General features: G+C 49.6%; 24 protein-coding genes. 8 read left to right on the top strand and 16 right to left on the bottom strand.

Going from position 1 to position 13,985, the window contains the following annotated elements; translation table 11 throughout:
• Positions 1–111 precede the first annotated feature (111 nt).
• The 3 genes from H7A81_RS01640 (at position 112) to H7A81_RS01630 (ending at position 1,872) form a co-directional block, all read left to right on the top strand.
• Entirely contained in the window at positions 112–987 is an 876-nt protein-coding gene (locus H7A81_RS01640) for a helix-turn-helix domain-containing protein (protein ID WP_097116541.1), read from the top strand.
• Positions 988–1,159: 172 nt separating this feature from the next.
• On the top strand, positions 1,160–1,432 hold the full coding sequence (locus tag H7A81_RS01635) for a hypothetical protein (protein WP_034825196.1): 273 nt from the start codon (positions 1,160–1,162) through the stop codon (positions 1,430–1,432).
• Between the two features lie 161 nt (positions 1,433–1,593).
• Positions 1,594–1,872, top strand: coding sequence for a hypothetical protein (locus tag H7A81_RS01630; RefSeq protein WP_034825194.1), 279 nt, complete (start codon positions 1,594–1,596; stop codon positions 1,870–1,872).
• 239 nt (positions 1,873–2,111) lie between these two features.
• Here H7A81_RS01630 and H7A81_RS01625 read toward each other — a convergent pair whose 3' ends face one another.
• The 13 genes from H7A81_RS01625 to H7A81_RS01565 form a co-directional block, all read right to left on the bottom strand.
• The gene (locus tag H7A81_RS01625; protein WP_182056555.1) at positions 2,112–2,303 is read right to left on the bottom strand and encodes a hypothetical protein; all 192 of its coding nucleotides are present in this window, start codon (positions 2,301–2,303) and stop codon (positions 2,112–2,114) included.
• Between the two features lie 171 nt (positions 2,304–2,474).
• The gene (locus H7A81_RS01620; RefSeq protein WP_255478866.1) at positions 2,475–2,804 is read right to left on the bottom strand and encodes a DUF5406 family protein; all 330 of its coding nucleotides are present in this window, start codon (positions 2,802–2,804) and stop codon (positions 2,475–2,477) included.
• 43 nt (positions 2,805–2,847) lie between these two features.
• Positions 2,848–3,582, bottom strand: coding sequence for a site-specific DNA-methyltransferase (locus tag H7A81_RS01615; RefSeq protein WP_182056554.1), 735 nt, complete (start codon positions 3,580–3,582; stop codon positions 2,848–2,850).
• A gap of 468 nt (positions 3,583–4,050) precedes the next feature.
• Entirely contained in the window at positions 4,051–4,287 is a 237-nt protein-coding gene (locus H7A81_RS01610; protein WP_182056553.1) for a hypothetical protein, read from the bottom strand.
• A complete protein-coding gene (locus tag H7A81_RS01605; RefSeq protein ID WP_182056552.1) occupies positions 4,280–4,828 on the bottom strand; it encodes a hypothetical protein in 549 nt (182 codons plus the stop codon). Before H7A81_RS01605 ends, H7A81_RS01610 begins: the two co-directional genes overlap by 8 nt.
• Before the next feature lie 10 nt (positions 4,829–4,838).
• Positions 4,839–5,234, bottom strand: a complete 396-nt coding sequence (locus H7A81_RS01600; protein ID WP_182056551.1) for a hypothetical protein — start codon at positions 5,232–5,234, stop codon at positions 4,839–4,841.
• A gap of 3 nt (positions 5,235–5,237) precedes the next feature.
• On the bottom strand, positions 5,238–5,918 hold the full coding sequence (locus H7A81_RS01595; RefSeq protein ID WP_182056550.1) for a lambda exonuclease family protein: 681 nt from the start codon (positions 5,916–5,918) through the stop codon (positions 5,238–5,240).
• Positions 5,915–6,835, bottom strand: a complete 921-nt coding sequence (locus tag H7A81_RS01590; RefSeq protein ID WP_182056549.1) for a recombinase RecT — start codon at positions 6,833–6,835, stop codon at positions 5,915–5,917. Before H7A81_RS01590 ends, H7A81_RS01595 begins: the two co-directional genes overlap by 4 nt.
• Before the next feature lie 24 nt (positions 6,836–6,859).
• Positions 6,860–7,165, bottom strand: a complete 306-nt coding sequence (locus H7A81_RS01585) for a hypothetical protein (RefSeq protein WP_182056548.1) — start codon at positions 7,163–7,165, stop codon at positions 6,860–6,862.
• Between the two features lie 106 nt (positions 7,166–7,271).
• Positions 7,272–7,424: a protease FtsH-inhibitory lysogeny factor CIII gene (locus tag H7A81_RS01580; protein ID WP_255478865.1), complete on the bottom strand. Its 153-nt coding sequence runs from the start codon at positions 7,422–7,424 to the stop codon at positions 7,272–7,274.
• Between the two features lie 146 nt (positions 7,425–7,570).
• Positions 7,571–7,822, bottom strand: a complete 252-nt coding sequence (locus tag H7A81_RS01575) for a DUF551 domain-containing protein (RefSeq protein ID WP_182056547.1) — start codon at positions 7,820–7,822, stop codon at positions 7,571–7,573.
• Between the two features lie 18 nt (positions 7,823–7,840).
• Positions 7,841–8,050: a hypothetical protein gene (locus H7A81_RS01570; RefSeq protein WP_255478864.1), complete on the bottom strand. Its 210-nt coding sequence runs from the start codon at positions 8,048–8,050 to the stop codon at positions 7,841–7,843.
• A gap of 182 nt (positions 8,051–8,232) precedes the next feature.
• Entirely contained in the window at positions 8,233–8,721 is a 489-nt protein-coding gene (locus H7A81_RS01565) for a hypothetical protein (RefSeq protein WP_182056545.1), read from the bottom strand.
• Between the two features lie 173 nt (positions 8,722–8,894).
• Here H7A81_RS01565 and ghoS point away from each other — a divergent pair, with 173 nt between their 5' ends.
• Entirely contained in the window at positions 8,895–9,173 is a 279-nt protein-coding gene (gene ghoS, locus H7A81_RS01560; RefSeq protein ID WP_182056544.1) for a type V toxin-antitoxin system endoribonuclease antitoxin GhoS, read from the top strand.
• On the opposite strand, the gene H7A81_RS01555 is transcribed toward ghoS, so the two are convergent.
• The 3 genes from H7A81_RS01555 to H7A81_RS01545 form a co-directional block, all read right to left on the bottom strand.
• Complete coding sequence (locus H7A81_RS01555; protein ID WP_182056543.1) at positions 9,153–9,332, bottom strand: hypothetical protein; 180 nt, start codon at positions 9,330–9,332, stop codon at positions 9,153–9,155. The two genes, ghoS and H7A81_RS01555, sit on opposite strands and share 21 nt — an antisense overlap.
• 3 nt (positions 9,333–9,335) lie before the next feature.
• The gene (locus tag H7A81_RS01550) at positions 9,336–9,638 is read right to left on the bottom strand and encodes an antitermination protein N (protein WP_182056542.1); all 303 of its coding nucleotides are present in this window, start codon (positions 9,636–9,638) and stop codon (positions 9,336–9,338) included.
• A gap of 341 nt (positions 9,639–9,979) precedes the next feature.
• Positions 9,980–10,687 (bottom strand): S24 family peptidase, encoded by a 708-nt coding sequence (locus H7A81_RS01545; protein WP_182056541.1) that lies wholly within the window; start codon positions 10,685–10,687, stop codon positions 9,980–9,982.
• 120 nt (positions 10,688–10,807) lie between these two features.
• On the opposite strand from H7A81_RS01545, the gene H7A81_RS01540 reads away from it, so the two are divergent.
• From H7A81_RS01540 to H7A81_RS01525, 4 genes are all read left to right on the top strand, one after another.
• On the top strand, positions 10,808–11,032 hold the full coding sequence (locus tag H7A81_RS01540; RefSeq protein WP_182056540.1) for a helix-turn-helix domain-containing protein: 225 nt from the start codon (positions 10,808–10,810) through the stop codon (positions 11,030–11,032).
• Between the two features lie 122 nt (positions 11,033–11,154).
• Positions 11,155–11,424, top strand: a complete 270-nt coding sequence (locus H7A81_RS01535; RefSeq protein WP_182056539.1) for a CII family transcriptional regulator — start codon at positions 11,155–11,157, stop codon at positions 11,422–11,424.
• A gap of 78 nt (positions 11,425–11,502) precedes the next feature.
• Entirely contained in the window at positions 11,503–12,600 is a 1,098-nt protein-coding gene (locus H7A81_RS01530) for a replication protein (RefSeq protein WP_182056538.1), read from the top strand.
• A complete protein-coding gene (locus H7A81_RS01525) occupies positions 12,597–13,982 on the top strand; it encodes a replicative DNA helicase (protein ID WP_182056537.1) in 1,386 nt (461 codons plus the stop codon). The genes H7A81_RS01530 and H7A81_RS01525 overlap by 4 nt, the downstream gene beginning before the upstream one ends.
• Positions 13,983–13,985: the final 3 nt, after the last annotated feature.

Raw genomic sequence — 13,985 nt, 5'->3', positions numbered from 1 at the left:
GCGCGAATTGCAAAATCTTGCGCTTTTTACACGGATGTCCTGCGTTGACCTGTTTTCTGGCCGTGGAGATCCGTAAACTGTGCGTTATTAACCTGTGAGTGGATGCCTTTGATGCCCGATTATCAAACCTTCGACATGCTGCAGCGCCATAAAGCGCAATTGCGCGATAGCGTGCAGCTTTCGGGTGGCATCAAGTTGGCGGCCTGGTTTAATAGTGGCGATCGTGTCACTAATCTTAGCGATCACCATACGCTCAGCCTGTATACCGCGGATGGCTATGACACCTGGCATAAAACTCAGCATGGTTGGCGCAACGGCGGTGGTCCGGATCGCTTCTGCCTGATGCCTTCTGGTATTGAATCCACCTGGGATTTACGCGCCGATTTGTCGTTCGTACATCTCTACTGTACTGACGAGCACTTGCGTCATCTTGGCGAACAGATTTGGGATCGCAGTCCCGCCCAACTTAACCTGCATGAAAAGATCTTTGCCGACGACGATCGCATCACGCAACTTTATCGCCATTTCCTGCTGAGCGTTGACTGGCAGCAACCCGCCAATCAATTGATGCTGAGCAGTGCCTCAACGTTGTTAATGACGCATCTGTTGCAGCGCTACAGTGAAGTGCAGTGGCAGGCGCCACAGGTGCGCGGCGGCCTAGCCCCCGCGGTATTGCGGCGCGTGTTGGCTTTTATTGATGCACAGTTGGATCAGCCGTTGACGCTGGCGCAATTAGCTGCAGAAGCTTCATTGAGTGAGTATCACTTTGCGCGCATGTTCCGCAGCAGCGTGGGTGAAGCGCCACATCAGTTCGTGATGCGCCGTCGTATGGATACCGCACTGCAACTGTTGAAGTTCAGTGCACTGCCGTTAACCGAGATCGCGCTGCGCTGCGGTTTCCACTCTTCCAGTCACTTCAGTAACCGTTTCCGCCAGTTGCATGGTGTCACCCCTTCCGCATGGCGCCAAAACGCGCACCAGCTTTGATTCCGCTGTAATTACCTGAAACAGCCAGTTTCTACCTTCGAGAAACGTCTCAGATTCATTCACTCTCATGCTAATTGTGATGAACTTTTCTTCGCCTTAGATACAATGCCATCCATTAACATGTTGTTTTTTATGTGATAATTACATGTTTAGTTTATGCAGAGTGGTAACGATGGAAATGCGCGTTTCAAAGCTTGAAGCCGATGTATTTGAAATGAAGGCAGATATTAAAACGTTGAAAACCGATATGGAAACGGTGAAAACCGACCTGGCGGTGATCAAGTCTAACTACGTAACGAAAGCCGATTTACATCAGGAAATCGCTAAAACTCATGTAGAGATCGCCAAAATTCACATAGAGATGACCAAACAAACCAAATGGATCCTGGGTGGAATAATGAGCGCGGCTGGACTCAGCTTGGGTATAGCGCGCTGGCTTTTTTGAGGGATTAGACCTAAAGCCAATATGAGGGAATGATGAAGACTGCAAGCTGCCCTGCGTCACATCCAACGTCCATTCGGATTCGCATGTTTACCAGGAGTAGATTTCTGCCTGGGGATGGCATTGCTTATGATCAGAATTATAGTTACCAGGCTGGAGGAAACATGCTTGAAGTGCGCGTTGTAAAACTTGAATCTGACGTCAGTCATATTAGACGTGACGTTGAAGAGCTAAAGGCCGATGTAAAATCAATCGATAGAAACATGGCTGCCGTGCTTGAAAAACTAGAAGGTCTCAAAGAGTCACTCGCTAAAAAGCCTTTGACAGATGCAGTTGATAAAAAGATCTCTGAAGCGAAGTTGGCTGTTTTACTCGGTGTTCCAGCCTTAATCGCTATTGGCACTACGGCCTACAAGTTGATAGCGCATTTCTATTTCTCATGAAGACCCGTAGCCGTCTTGGTTTAGTTAAACCCACCGCCACTCATCGAAAATCTTTGCGTGCCAATGATTCGGCGATTGCCTGATATAAAGGGGGATGAGGAGAGCAGCGAACGGCTATATGGTGTCCCCTGCAAACACCAAATTCGATGCGCAGGGGTTTGATGTGAAATGAGTTTTCTGAATTGGTAAAAAATTGTGCCCGCAATTGTGCCCGCAAAATCCGTTCTGGCCGGTTCGCATTAGCTCGAACAAGTCTGTTTCCAGAGTTTGTAATCTTTGAATTCCCAGCGGGATGATCGTCCGAACTTCTTTGGCGGGGGCAGATTGCCTTTCTGAATCTGCTTGTAGAAATAGCGGTCTGTGAAACCAGAGTCGCTCATCATGAATTTCATGTCAACAAGCGAGTCGTCTCGCAATTCCGTCAGTTTCATTATTCTCTCCGGATGTTGGTATATGACAACAAATTGGGTTAATCGAGTGGGATGTGGCTATATGGCAACATTACTTGGGTTCAGGCCATAGCCAGGCGATGATGATTGCGATTGCGAGCGAGCCCCACTGAATGAGGTCGCCTAGCGTTATGGGGTCGTCGCAGGTGGTGGTCATTCCTCTGGCTCGATAGAAACTATCTCCGCAGCGACAAGCATCTTGGCGAGCCAGTCCTCGCCTTCATCGCCATCGTCAGAGCACTCCAACACGTCGCCATTTTTATTATGGAGGTTCAGATACTTGAGATTATATGAGTGCACTGTTGGTAGTCGGTCATAAGCATCCCCCACCGCCGACTCAATAACTGTCATTCCCATACAATTGCCACCGACTTCTGCGATTATTTCAGCGCGATAGTCCCACTGACCAAAGGTTAGCTTTACCTTTTGATCGGCAAATCTCCCTGAACAAACAAGATTCGGGTCATAGTTCATTTCAGACATAACAACTCCTCACGCAGAGCGCGATAAAGGTTAGTGGTGGGGGTTAGGCTGCTGAAACTGCTAAGTTGCGGTACCCGGTGCGGTCACATGCCACCTGGTAAATAGCTGGGTCTTTCTCAATGCCAATGAAGTTGCGACTAGATAACTGGCAAGCCACTCCAGCGGTACCGCTACCCATAGTGAAATCCAGGACGGTTTCATCGGGGTTGCTGTAGGTTTCAATCAGGTACGGCAGCAAAGCAACAGGCTTCTGTGTTGGGTGAAAATTTCCTTTCTGCTTGTCACTCGAGAAGAACTGAACATCGCGCGGGTACCGTGAAGTCGAATCGTATTCCGTCAGAGTGTAAGCCTTTCCATAGCATTCTGAGTTGACCGACTTGCGCTTACTGGTGCGGCGTTCATGCCCTTGAGTGAACTGCGGGTTATAGGTCGGCTGCCGGCGATAGAAGACTTCAATGTTTTCATGCGCCCGGAGCGGCTGCTTTTTGGCATTCAGGAACCCTGTGGCATTACCTTTCTCCCATATCCATTCGCTGCGCCAGTGTTTCAGGTTGCTGGCGACCAATACGCTAGTGAACGGCTGTGCGGAGAAAATGATGATCGCCGCGTTTTCCTTGGCAACCCGATAAAGTTCTGACCACATGCGCTCGAGGTCGAGTACCGAATCCCATTTGCACTCCGTGGTACCGTATGGAACATCAGCGCACACGAGGTCGATACTGCCAGACGCTATTGTGGGCAGAACGTCAAAGCAGTCTCCGCAATGGAGTTCAATCATGCCACCCTCCGATGTCTCTGCGCCCACAATTCCCTCGCATGGTCCTCGCAGCATTCCTTACTGCAATAGCTTGTCCCTTCAAGTGATGGCTCGCCGCAATCGCCATTCAGGCAGATTTCCGAGCGGGGCGCGGGTATCGGGCGATTAGCCAGCGCTATCTCTGTGTTGAGGATTTCTAGTTCTGCTGCATTGTCTAAGTCATCTGCACACATGGCATTTCTCCAGATTACAGGCAATAAAAAACCGCCTCAGTGGGCGGTTGTTATTAGCGTCGGAATTCAAAAATCTTCCCGCAGTCGTAGCATATGAATCTGTTCATGCCCGGAGCGCTTCTTAACCTATGTGAGGCGCAGCGCGGGCACCTTGGTTTACGCAATGTAAAGCTCATTTCAATTCCCTCGTCGGATTATTCATTACATATAATCGACTGAAACAATATTTACTTTACTGCTATCGGTAGGTGAGCACTCAAGTGGTGCTGTCGGTGGGCAGTTCCGGTGATGAAAGCTTTCTGGCTGCTTGTATCTCTTCAAACAACTCACTGTCATCACCATAGGTCGCGGCATCATAAATGCGCTCCACTTGTGCACGCAGCGTCAGCAACTCCTTCGCCATTGGGATGATTTCATCCGGCGTATAACCCGCGCCATGACCGAACATCTCGGCGCGATAGATGATTTCTTCCAAACGCTCATCGCTAATCATCGCTGCCACCTTTAGTTGCATCGGATCGAAGCAAGCGGATGCTGATAAACGACTCTGCATTCAACTCAGTTATCTCAAGCGACTTAGCAACCATTGCCTGAGGCCACTCCTTTGCCAATTCACCCAGGTAGCCAATAAAACTATGAACACCCTCTGCCCGCACAGCGTTGAGGATGGCGTCAGTGACCGGGGTTTCTGGCTTGATAGCTTCGAGGACAGCGCGAATAACATCGGTATCGTTCTCAACCCATGACCATTCACCAGTATCATTCCAGTCGTGGTCCAAGATTGCGGTTTCCGTAAATGCCTTCACCCCCTCTTGAGGAATCACTTCTGGATTGAATGCCGATTTCAGCGCCGCATTCTCCGCCACCACCGCATCCAGCTTTTGCTGCAAGTCGGCAATTTTGTCGTTAAGCATCTGCTCTTGGCCCATCACGACCATTAAGTGACTGTCATAGTCCACCCATGAACCATCGGCAGCCTCTTCCATGTTGCTTAACCCATATCCGCCTTCGTCATAACGCTTAATTCCTGACATACCTTCCCCCTTATTCGCCAACCGGCCACAGGCCAGCCTTGATTAATCTGGCGCGGCGCTGTGCCGCCTCTGTGTTTATGCGCTGGCTGTCATTGGTAGCCATGCCGAAAGCTCGCCATGAAACGACTATCGCCTTCGGGTTTTTGTGAGTGATGCGTCTGGTGCTGACCAGCGTGTAAGTGAAGTCGGTGCATCCATCTACCGGCACCGGGTCGCTTGCGGTAATCACCGCCGTCTCACCGCGCAGGCAGCCGCGCATGATGCTGTTGAACTGACCCAGCGACATATGAAAAAGGGCGCTCAATTCGCGCCCTGTCATTGGTTTCTTACTCAGCTGGAAAACTACCTTTTCCTTGAATCCCGAATTCGGGTAATTGTTGCGGCGGTACTGCGGTAGCTTGAGCATGGATTACCTCCACTGGTCGCCAAATTCAAAGCCAATCTCTGCCAGCGCCATATCCATCTTCTCGATAAACTCAGGCACATACTCATCAAAATCAGCCATGTACTTATCATCGCGTTCTACAACGACATGGTGAATCCCTTCACGCTTCATGCGCGGGTCGTAGTTCGCAAAGAACCAGGCATCCTTACCTGTAACCCACATGCTGTATTGCACCTGCGCCATGTATGCTGATTTGATAGCGTCGAATCCACCTAGGCGGAATTTAACGAAGTCGCGAGATGTGAAAGGGCACTTCAACTCAAGGCCGAACTCATTGCTGCATAGCCCGTCCGGTGAGCATGCTGTGCGCATAGAATTATCACGGTAGAGAATCGGTGCCTCAGTCACCTGTACGCCAGCTGTGAACTCAAACAGCATCCTTGCGTCATCTTCGAATTGCTTACCCCACGCCAGTGCCTTCGCATTAACTTCTGGCGCCACACCGGTGCAAACCTCAGCAATAAGCGTGTGAAAGTAAGAGAACTTCATGTCAGTCCATTTTGTGCCGCTCCGTGGCTTGGCGATGACGTTCGATACTTCTGAGGCCGTTATTACACCGAGCCTCAGTTTCATCCAGTCTTCGCCTCCCTGCTCAATCTGAAGCACATCAATCCCTGTGCGGTCCATGATGATTTCAGGTGTCATGCTGCCGCCTTCTTCTGAAGGAAGTCATAAGCCTTCACGGCTTCCTGTTCTGTTAGCTCATCAGCCGCTTTGATTGAACGCTTGAAGATTTGAGAGCAAATAGGAAGCAGGTCGCCTTCCCATGTTTTGTCCATCTTCACAAGCAGGTCTGATATTGCCTGTAAGGTGGTGACTGCTGCCGGGGTGATATCCTTTTCTGGCGCCTGATTAAAGTTGATTCCTTCGCCACCTTCCGTGTTGACGTAATCGATGGCAGCATCAAGGCGGTCACGGCGGGGCCAGTATTTGGCAGCTTGCTTGACGACAGTCTTCAGAATCATTTGCTCTTCGTCGGTCACCCACGGACACGACTTACCCTTGGTTTTGTAAGCTTTCCACGCCTCAGAGCGGTCACGAATTGAGAAAATATCTTCTGCTCGCATGGTATGGGTAAGGTAGTCGCCGTCATCTGACTTCACTACGGCATAAGCGCCCACGATTTCACCGCGCTGATCGATGGTGTCGAACTCGTTGAATTCGTGTGCCGGCGCTCTATCAATCCCTGTGCGCATGAACTTATCGTTCTTCCTGACGATAGCCGACTGGCACCACTTAATCGCGCCCGACTGCTGAGCGATGTGCATCAATCCCATGTAGCTGATATCGAGACAGATAGCGCCTTTCCTTGGCACTAAGTAAGCCAGCTTCTGCGCCGGGTTCAGCGTGATACCAATTGCCGACACGTTCATGATCGCGCTGCGAGTTGAGGTCTGATTCTGCACGGCTACGCCAGCGAGAAAGTCGTTGTTAGCGAAAATCTGCATCGCAAACTCTGACTCACGCTTGAAAGTTACTGATGGCTCTACGCACACCTGCTCAAATTCAACTTTCAGCGGGTTTACGATGTCGAAAATCTGATTAACTAACTGCTGGTTCATGTTGCTACTCCTTAATTCCCGGCATCACGCAGCTCTGTTTACAACAACGTGAATACCGCGCTCACGCTTCCCGGTATCAACCATCAGGTCGCGAAGCAGCTCATCAAAGCGGATGTGCCAGTCATCGTCGCTGTCCAGCATGGATACCGCTGCACCGCCGTAGTTCTGCTGCAGGAAATTCTGTGCAGCCATCATCAGCGGGTTGACGTGATTGCGACTCATCCAGTCGTCGGCCTCTGCCGCCACCTGCTGCAATTCATCATCGGGAAGGGCGTCAGCAATTTTCTGCACTTCGAGTTTGTCGCGTGCGTTCAGTGTGAATCGGCTCATTTAAAAGACCTCCGTAACAGCTTCATTGCCATAGCCCACTTTGCTTTGTCGCCGAAGAGATGGGCCTCTCGTGAAAGCTCCTGAGCCTTCGTGAAATAGCGGTTTTTCATGGGTTACCTTGCTGATTCAGAGTGTCGATAATTGAGCGCCAGCCTTTCTTAACACTGGTGCGGATGAGACCGATTACTCGGTCAAGTTGTGACTCGTTTAACTGAGCAGCGCCCATGCTGACGCCGCCCGCGATGGAATAGCTCATCATGGGTAGTGCTCCTGAAATTGATCGGTGTTGGAAAAAAGAACGGCACCATTGCGGTGCCGAAAGGATGATGCTTTCTGGTTCTGGAAGCCCTCTAAGGCGGTGGTGACTATCACCGTCATGGCCTGTCGTGACAAGCCATTGCGCTGCTACTCTGTTGGCAATTTCGGGTAGGGCATCCAGTGAGTCACCCCATTGCTGATATACATCTTTGTGTAAAGTTGCTTGCCATCCTCATCAAGACCGGCGGTAACATCGCCGAAATAGTCCTCAATGTGAACGCAGTCATAACCACCTTTTGGAAAACCGCTATACCCTTCAGGCGCTCCAGTTGACGAATAAACCAGACAAAGCTCATCGCGCAATTCAGGTAATTCATCACTGCATTTAATCCACTCCATACGTCCTCCTGTCAGCTGTTACTGGCCCAGCGCCTTGCTAATGGCTGCCTGAGCAGCTTCTACTTCTTCCGGATAGTTATCGTTCCAGTTCTGCTTATATGCTTTGCTAAGCATCGCCTGAAGCGCCTCTAATAGCTCAGGTGCCGCGGATATCAAACGCGCATTACCCAGCGTATCCACGTCAGCAATAAATCCATCACCAACATAGCCGTCTGGAGTGGTAATCATTCTTCCGCTGCATCCACCAAGAACCCATGGACCTGGCTCAAAATCATTAATTCGCATTCTCAAACCCTCGCTAATACTCCCATCGCCATAAGCAAGGCAATGACAGCCCAACCCAGCCAATAATCCTGAGTGCTCATGGAGATGTCTCGGTTAAGGTAAAAAGAAACCCGCTCGGGGGCGGGCTATGCTGGTTGTTTCAGTTGCTCGTTTATCTTGTCGATGTTGAGCAAGCAGTAAATGGCACATTCAATGTCATCAGGGTTCAAATCTTTGCCCTGATAGTCATGCTTTAGACCAATTCTAAAGACTACAGAACCGTGCGAAGGGCCATATCCGTAAGCACAATCGCAACGCTGATCACTCCAGTGCGCATAGTCCTTGGTGCCGAAATATTCAGTTTTCAGCGCCGTTGCACCATTTGCCAGATCATCCATGGCATCACGCACACAACTTTTCCGCTCTGATATGCCTTTTACCTCACCGAAACTAATAACTGCCATGCCGCGCTTAACCATCTCTTCATCAAGGCCAGCGTTAGCGATGTTCAGGCGCTGAGTGAAGCGAATAATTTCAGCATCCACATTCTGGATGTCGTTCTTGTAAACATCCTGAATTGCCGTCTTGCGTTGCTTTGCTTCGCTCAAGTGCTTTGTTAATTCTGTAAGCGTCATACTCACCTCTTAAGTGTCTGCTGCGTCCACGCTGGGACTAATAGATGCGGGTTAGGCATCCTTGAGAATTTATGCCTGCTTTTAACCACATCAGGCGAGGTGGTTCCTCAGCTTTCCACAGTCAAAGGAAACTGATATGTTGCTCATTCCACAGTCAATATAGGAATGTTCTTATGGCAGATTATTTGGTTAGAGTTGAAATCTTTGATGCTTCTGGTGAAGACTATGAAAATCTTCATAAAAGCATGGCTGCTTATGGATTTAAAAAAACAATTGTTGGAGATAGCGGAAACGAAAAACAGCTTCCAACGGGTACTTATGTTGGCATTAGAAGTGAAGCGGCGCATGAAGTAAGGGATAAAGTTAAAAGCATTTCTAAACCTTACTCTTCTAAAGATCCTGCAATATTCGTTTGTCGTTTCGATGTTTGGTCAGGATATTTGTACTCCTGACCCACCACCCGCCTTAGCTTCACCAGCAAATGACTTTCTACGCTGAATTTCATAACGCAGCGCTTTTATCGAAATATCTATGGCATCTGAAAAACTGATGCCTTCTTCGTCTGCCAGTTCCTGCACAACTTTTCTCAATTCGTTGTCTTGATTTTCCATTTCTCACCTCGCCGTTACGATGTCTTTTGATTTGCGATAGCCAGCGGCAAAAATAGCTATCTCCGGTAAGCACATCCCATTCTGCACTTCACCGCCGATGTACTTCGCCGCACCCGCCAGAATCTGCTTGTGATACTCCGTCTCGGTGTCGACTGCCTTCACCACACGATCAACCGGTTTGCGGTTCAGCGTGAGGATAGGGCGGCAATCAGGTTTAGCTTTCACACCAACCAACAGGGGGTTGGCTTGCTTCCATGCTGTTTGTTTATCAGCACGGGCTGCACGGCGGCGTTCTTGTGCGTTCATGTCATTCTCCTGTCAGTTGGCTTTGGCGTTGTGGTGGCATCGTGGACCAGCTATAGCTGCGACCATCACGAAGTAGCTACCCACCACAACCCAAAGCTTGCTGCTTTGAATGTTTGCGCTTTTTCAGCGCCAGATTTTAAGGAGCGGGGACTCAATTCCGTGTCCCGGTGATTAATCAACATTGTGTCGATGAGTGAATTAAACATCATGTGGATTCTGTAGTCAACACCATGTGGATTTATTTTGCGTATAAATATTCACATGGTTGATTTTGTGTGGATTTTATTTTGTTTGGACGAAAAAAATCCCGCCGAAGCGGGATCTGTTTATTCAAATTAGGATTAGTAGTCGACCACTGACCACCAGAACACGCGACCGATGACTTCTACCTCGTGTGCAGGCTTTTCTTCATCCGGGTGATCTTCTTTGTTGTAGCTGCGAATGCTCAGCGTATCAGGCGCGGTGCGGTACAGCATCTTGATGCGCTTCCAGCCGTTCTCGTTGATGGCGTATATCTTGCCATCAATGATTCGCTTGTCGTCGGTATTGACCGCAACAGTTGTACCGTTAGGAATATTGGGCTCCATGCTATCCCCACGAGCAGGGAAGCAGAGAACACCACTGCCATCTGTCCTAGCGCCAACTCTGCGCAAGGTGGCCTTAGAAAACCGAAGCATATACCCGTTGTAATCCTCATCCGTGACGCTACCGTCGCCACAGGCAAATTCAATATCCTTTAAGAATCGCACTGCAACTTCGCCATCGTCAACGGGCGTTTCATCATCCCATGGATCAACACCGAACCATTCCGACTCAGGTGGGATGCTGGAATCATGCTCAGGCTTGGCGTCTCCTTTGCCGGTCAGCAGCCAATCCAGAGAGTACCCAAAGCGTTCAGAAATCTGTTGGGCCGCCTCTCGGCTGATGGAATTTCTCTTAATCCAGTTGTTAACAGTTTGCGGGCTGGTGCTGATCAAATCAGCCAGCTGCTTCTGCTTTAAACCTTCTCGATTAAGTATGTGTTTTATGCGATCTGCGATGCTGGTCATAAATATCTCCAAGGAGCCAGAATAATAAACATCCTGTTTATCCGCAGCTATCATCATAATGTTGATTTTATCCTCATGGTGGATTAACATGGTGTTGATTAAACGCAACTGGAGTTAGCTATGATCAACAAAGTGAATACGGTGGTATCAACGCCACTGGACCTCGCGGTCAAAGCTGTTGGTGGTAGCCAAAAGGAACTAGCCGCTAAGGTCGGCGTAACGCCTCAGGCCATCAACATGCTGAAGAAACGTGGCGGTAAATTGCCAGTAGTGAAGATGCGTGAGTACATCGCAGCTACCGGTCTCAGCAAAGAACAGCTCTACCCAGAAATCTTCGCAGCCTAAGCAGTTCCCGCTCTTAAACATCCCCGCCCTGAAAAAGGGCAGTAATCAAACAAACGATTCAATGACGTGACTGCATTCCGCAATGTCACGCAACAACTTACATCACATGGAAATTATCGAATATGGAACACGCAAGAAACAGCAAGTTAATCAATGAAGTGGAAACAGAACTCCGTTCCCGCCTGACACACAAAGGCCAGCGTGTTTTGGCTGATGAAGCTGGATGGCATGAATCGAAAGTAAGCCGCTTAAACCTGCGCGATATGGCAACGGTTTTTGTTCTGCTGGAGAAGGTATGGGAAACGAGCCTGATTGCAGAGGTTGCCCGACAGGCGGTGGCCGCTGCGATGGGAAAAGAAAAGGCTCCTTGCGCTGGAACGCTCGAAGCCTAGTAGCAATTTGCGAACACAAATAACTGGAGAAAATTATGCCAGGACTAACTGGATATGTAAACAGTAAAGAGGTGCTTTATGGCTGAAGCAGCTCTTAATAACGTCTCTCAAATAAAACCTCATCTGAAGGTTGTGGAGCGCCGCGTGGCTGATACTGATGACGGGTTCATCATGTTGGCAATGGAGCTTTACGAGGAACTGATCGGGGCTAATCTGACACGCAATCAAGCCAAGGTGGCACACGCTGTTTGTCGCAAGACATACGGCTTCAAGAAGAAGATGGATCGCATTGCAGACAGTCAGTTAGCAGAGCTTTGCCGCATCAGCAGACCGAAGGCAAACATCGCCAAAAATGAACTGATTGCTATGAAGGTTTTGCTGAAAGACGGCAGCAAAATAGGGCCGAATAAAAATATATCGGACTGGCAAATTCCTACCTGTTCCCAGATAGATAACATTGTTACCAAATCGGGAACATTAAATGTATCCAAATTGGTAACTTCAGGTGTTACCAAAACGGAACATACAAAAGATATTATTCAAAATATAAAAGATAACACCCCCCTAACCCCCCAAGGGGGCGATTCAGGTCTCGCTCAGGAATGTCTGGATTTTTATAACCAGACAACCGACAGCAGATGCTCATCAACAGCCCCGTTTGAAAAAGCCCTTAGCACTGTGAAAGCCAAAGGAGTTTGCTACAGCGCTGAAGAGGTCAAGCTGGTAACGGAATGGGCATTCAAGGTCTGGAAGAACAAGCCATCGCCAAACAACCTGTGCCGCATGACCCGTTTCGATACCTACCTGTCTGACGCCCTGAAGTGGAATGACTGCTCAGAGCGAAACCCGGCGCCATGCCCGCATGACGAATTGGTCAGCCTGTGGAATACCAAATTCCCTGAGCGTGCCGTTGAAACTCATGAGTGGAATAAATCCCGCCCGGCTTACCGCGGTATGGAGCGCGTGTGGAACGGCAAGACTAATAACGGCGCATGGCGCGAGGTTAAGCACATCGCCACCGTTTTCGACCTGATCCGCAAATCCAAGCTGTGTGACGGACTGCACGAAAAGTCATGGTTGACCCTCGACTGGATCCTCGATGCCAAAAACTGGGCGAAGGTCTACGAGCAGGCGCGCCGGGAATACAAACAGTCAAAACAGGGAGTTCCTGCATGAATCAGACAACCCGTTATGCAGACATGTACGTCGAGCAGAGCGTGATTGGTTCCATGCTGCTTGCTGCCTCAAATGAGGAATTGCAGGACAGTGCAATGGACGCCATTGAGAACCTTGTGGCAGATGACTTCACCAGTTCGTCACACCGACTGGTAATCGGAGCCATTAAGCGACTGCACTTCAGCGGCGCCAAGATTGACCTGCTGACACTCACGGCAGAAATGGAGCAGGCAGGTGAGATTGAGATGGCAGGCGGATTTTCATACCTAGCTGAAATCACCAAAAACACCCCATCCGCACGTAACCTTGGCGCCTACACAGCCAAACTGAAAGAGCTGACGCTCGGTCGAAAGGCGCAAGCAACTTTGAATGCCGGAATCAGCAAACTTCAGGATCCGGGTGTTGTTCCACTGGTAGACATCATCGGCGGAATTCAGTCTGAAATTGGCGCCATTGAGACGCAGCAGGAGTCAGGAACGCGGCACATCATGGACGGCATCAACATATCTATCAGCGAGATTGAGTCGATCATCAATGGTGATATTTGGAAACACCGCACCCAGCTTGGCATGAAAACAATCGACGAGGCGTTTGGTGGTTTCAATAACACCGATTTCATCGTGGTTGGAGGTCGTCCTGGCATGGGTAAAACCATGTTCAGCACCACGGTTACTGAGTGCGTGGCGCTACACAGCAAAAAGCCCGTCCTGTTCTTCAGCCTTGAAATGCCAATCGAGCAGATATCCCAGCGCATCGCCTATCACCGCGCCCGTATTAGCAAAGAGCAGCTTCTCAACGAGGAAAACAAGAGCGCTTGTGATACGGCGTGGGCAAAGCTGAGCATGTCTTTAAAGGAGTTTCAGGGCGCCCCAATTCACATCAACGATAAAACAGCTTTGAGCGTGCACCAGATTCGATCTGAAGCGCGGCGCATGCACAAGCAGACTGGCGGCCTTGGCGTAATCATCGTGGACTACCTCCAGAAGATGAAAATGACCAACCCGGAGAACATGAATCAGTCTGTGGGTGAGATCGCAACCGGCCTGAAAAACCTCGCCAAGGAATTGCGTTGCCCGGTCATCGCACTGGCACAGCTAAACCGAAACCTTGAGCAGCGTGCAAACAAGCGCCCGGTTAACTCTGACCTGCGTGAGTCTGGCGTTATCGAGCAAGAGGCTGACGTTATTTTCATGGTCTACCGCGATGACAAGTACAACCCGCAGACAGAGTTCAAAGGAATCACTGAAATCATCTGCACCAAATCCCGTCACGTTCCGGGCGCCGAGAAGCCGTATTACTTCAGCAGCGCGTTATCTGGCTTAGATCCAGTCAATCTCAGCCAAATTAATCGTGATGACATCGAACATGAAATGGAGTGCTGACGT

This window comes from Pantoea sp. ME81, assembly GCF_903970985.1.
Taxonomy (GTDB): Bacteria; Pseudomonadota; Gammaproteobacteria; order Enterobacterales; family Enterobacteriaceae; genus Pantoea; species Pantoea communis.
This window is presented reverse-complemented; position numbering and strand designations above follow the sequence as displayed.

Excerpts from the sequence above, each read along its gene's own strand:
- H7A81_RS01640 (WP_097116541.1), top strand. The coding sequence starts at position 112 with ATGCCCGATTATCAAACCTTCGACATGCTGCAGCGCCATAAAGCGCAA.
- H7A81_RS01635 (WP_034825196.1), top strand. The coding sequence starts at position 1,160 with ATGGAAATGCGCGTTTCAAAGCTTGAAGCCGATGTATTTGAAATGAAG.
- H7A81_RS01630 (WP_034825194.1), top strand. The coding sequence starts at position 1,594 with ATGCTTGAAGTGCGCGTTGTAAAACTTGAATCTGACGTCAGTCATATT.
- H7A81_RS01625 (WP_182056555.1), bottom strand. The coding sequence starts at position 2,303 with ATGAAACTGACGGAATTGCGAGACGACTCGCTTGTTGACATGAAATTC.
- H7A81_RS01620 (WP_255478866.1), bottom strand. The coding sequence starts at position 2,804 with ATGTCTGAAATGAACTATGACCCGAATCTTGTTTGTTCAGGGAGATTT.
- H7A81_RS01615 (WP_182056554.1), bottom strand. The coding sequence starts at position 3,582 with ATGATTGAACTCCATTGCGGAGACTGCTTTGACGTTCTGCCCACAATA.
- H7A81_RS01610 (WP_182056553.1), bottom strand. The coding sequence starts at position 4,287 with ATGATTAGCGATGAGCGTTTGGAAGAAATCATCTATCGCGCCGAGATG.
- H7A81_RS01605 (WP_182056552.1), bottom strand. The coding sequence starts at position 4,828 with ATGTCAGGAATTAAGCGTTATGACGAAGGCGGATATGGGTTAAGCAAC.
- H7A81_RS01600 (WP_182056551.1), bottom strand. The coding sequence starts at position 5,234 with ATGCTCAAGCTACCGCAGTACCGCCGCAACAATTACCCGAATTCGGGA.
- H7A81_RS01595 (WP_182056550.1), bottom strand. The coding sequence starts at position 5,918 with ATGACACCTGAAATCATCATGGACCGCACAGGGATTGATGTGCTTCAG.
- H7A81_RS01590 (WP_182056549.1), bottom strand. The coding sequence starts at position 6,835 with ATGAACCAGCAGTTAGTTAATCAGATTTTCGACATCGTAAACCCGCTG.
- H7A81_RS01585 (WP_182056548.1), bottom strand. The coding sequence starts at position 7,165 with ATGAGCCGATTCACACTGAACGCACGCGACAAACTCGAAGTGCAGAAA.
- H7A81_RS01580 (WP_255478865.1), bottom strand. The coding sequence starts at position 7,424 with ATGATGAGCTATTCCATCGCGGGCGGCGTCAGCATGGGCGCTGCTCAG.
- H7A81_RS01575 (WP_182056547.1), bottom strand. The coding sequence starts at position 7,822 with ATGGAGTGGATTAAATGCAGTGATGAATTACCTGAATTGCGCGATGAG.
- H7A81_RS01570 (WP_255478864.1), bottom strand. The coding sequence starts at position 8,050 with ATGATTACCACTCCAGACGGCTATGTTGGTGATGGATTTATTGCTGAC.
- H7A81_RS01565 (WP_182056545.1), bottom strand. The coding sequence starts at position 8,721 with ATGACGCTTACAGAATTAACAAAGCACTTGAGCGAAGCAAAGCAACGC.
- ghoS (WP_182056544.1), top strand. The coding sequence starts at position 8,895 with ATGGCAGATTATTTGGTTAGAGTTGAAATCTTTGATGCTTCTGGTGAA.
- H7A81_RS01555 (WP_182056543.1), bottom strand. The coding sequence starts at position 9,332 with ATGGAAAATCAAGACAACGAATTGAGAAAAGTTGTGCAGGAACTGGCA.
- H7A81_RS01550 (WP_182056542.1), bottom strand. The coding sequence starts at position 9,638 with ATGAACGCACAAGAACGCCGCCGTGCAGCCCGTGCTGATAAACAAACA.
- H7A81_RS01545 (WP_182056541.1), bottom strand. The coding sequence starts at position 10,687 with ATGACCAGCATCGCAGATCGCATAAAACACATACTTAATCGAGAAGGT.
- H7A81_RS01540 (WP_182056540.1), top strand. The coding sequence starts at position 10,808 with ATGATCAACAAAGTGAATACGGTGGTATCAACGCCACTGGACCTCGCG.
- H7A81_RS01535 (WP_182056539.1), top strand. The coding sequence starts at position 11,155 with ATGGAACACGCAAGAAACAGCAAGTTAATCAATGAAGTGGAAACAGAA.
- H7A81_RS01530 (WP_182056538.1), top strand. The coding sequence starts at position 11,503 with ATGGCTGAAGCAGCTCTTAATAACGTCTCTCAAATAAAACCTCATCTG.
- H7A81_RS01525 (WP_182056537.1), top strand. The coding sequence starts at position 12,597 with ATGAATCAGACAACCCGTTATGCAGACATGTACGTCGAGCAGAGCGTG.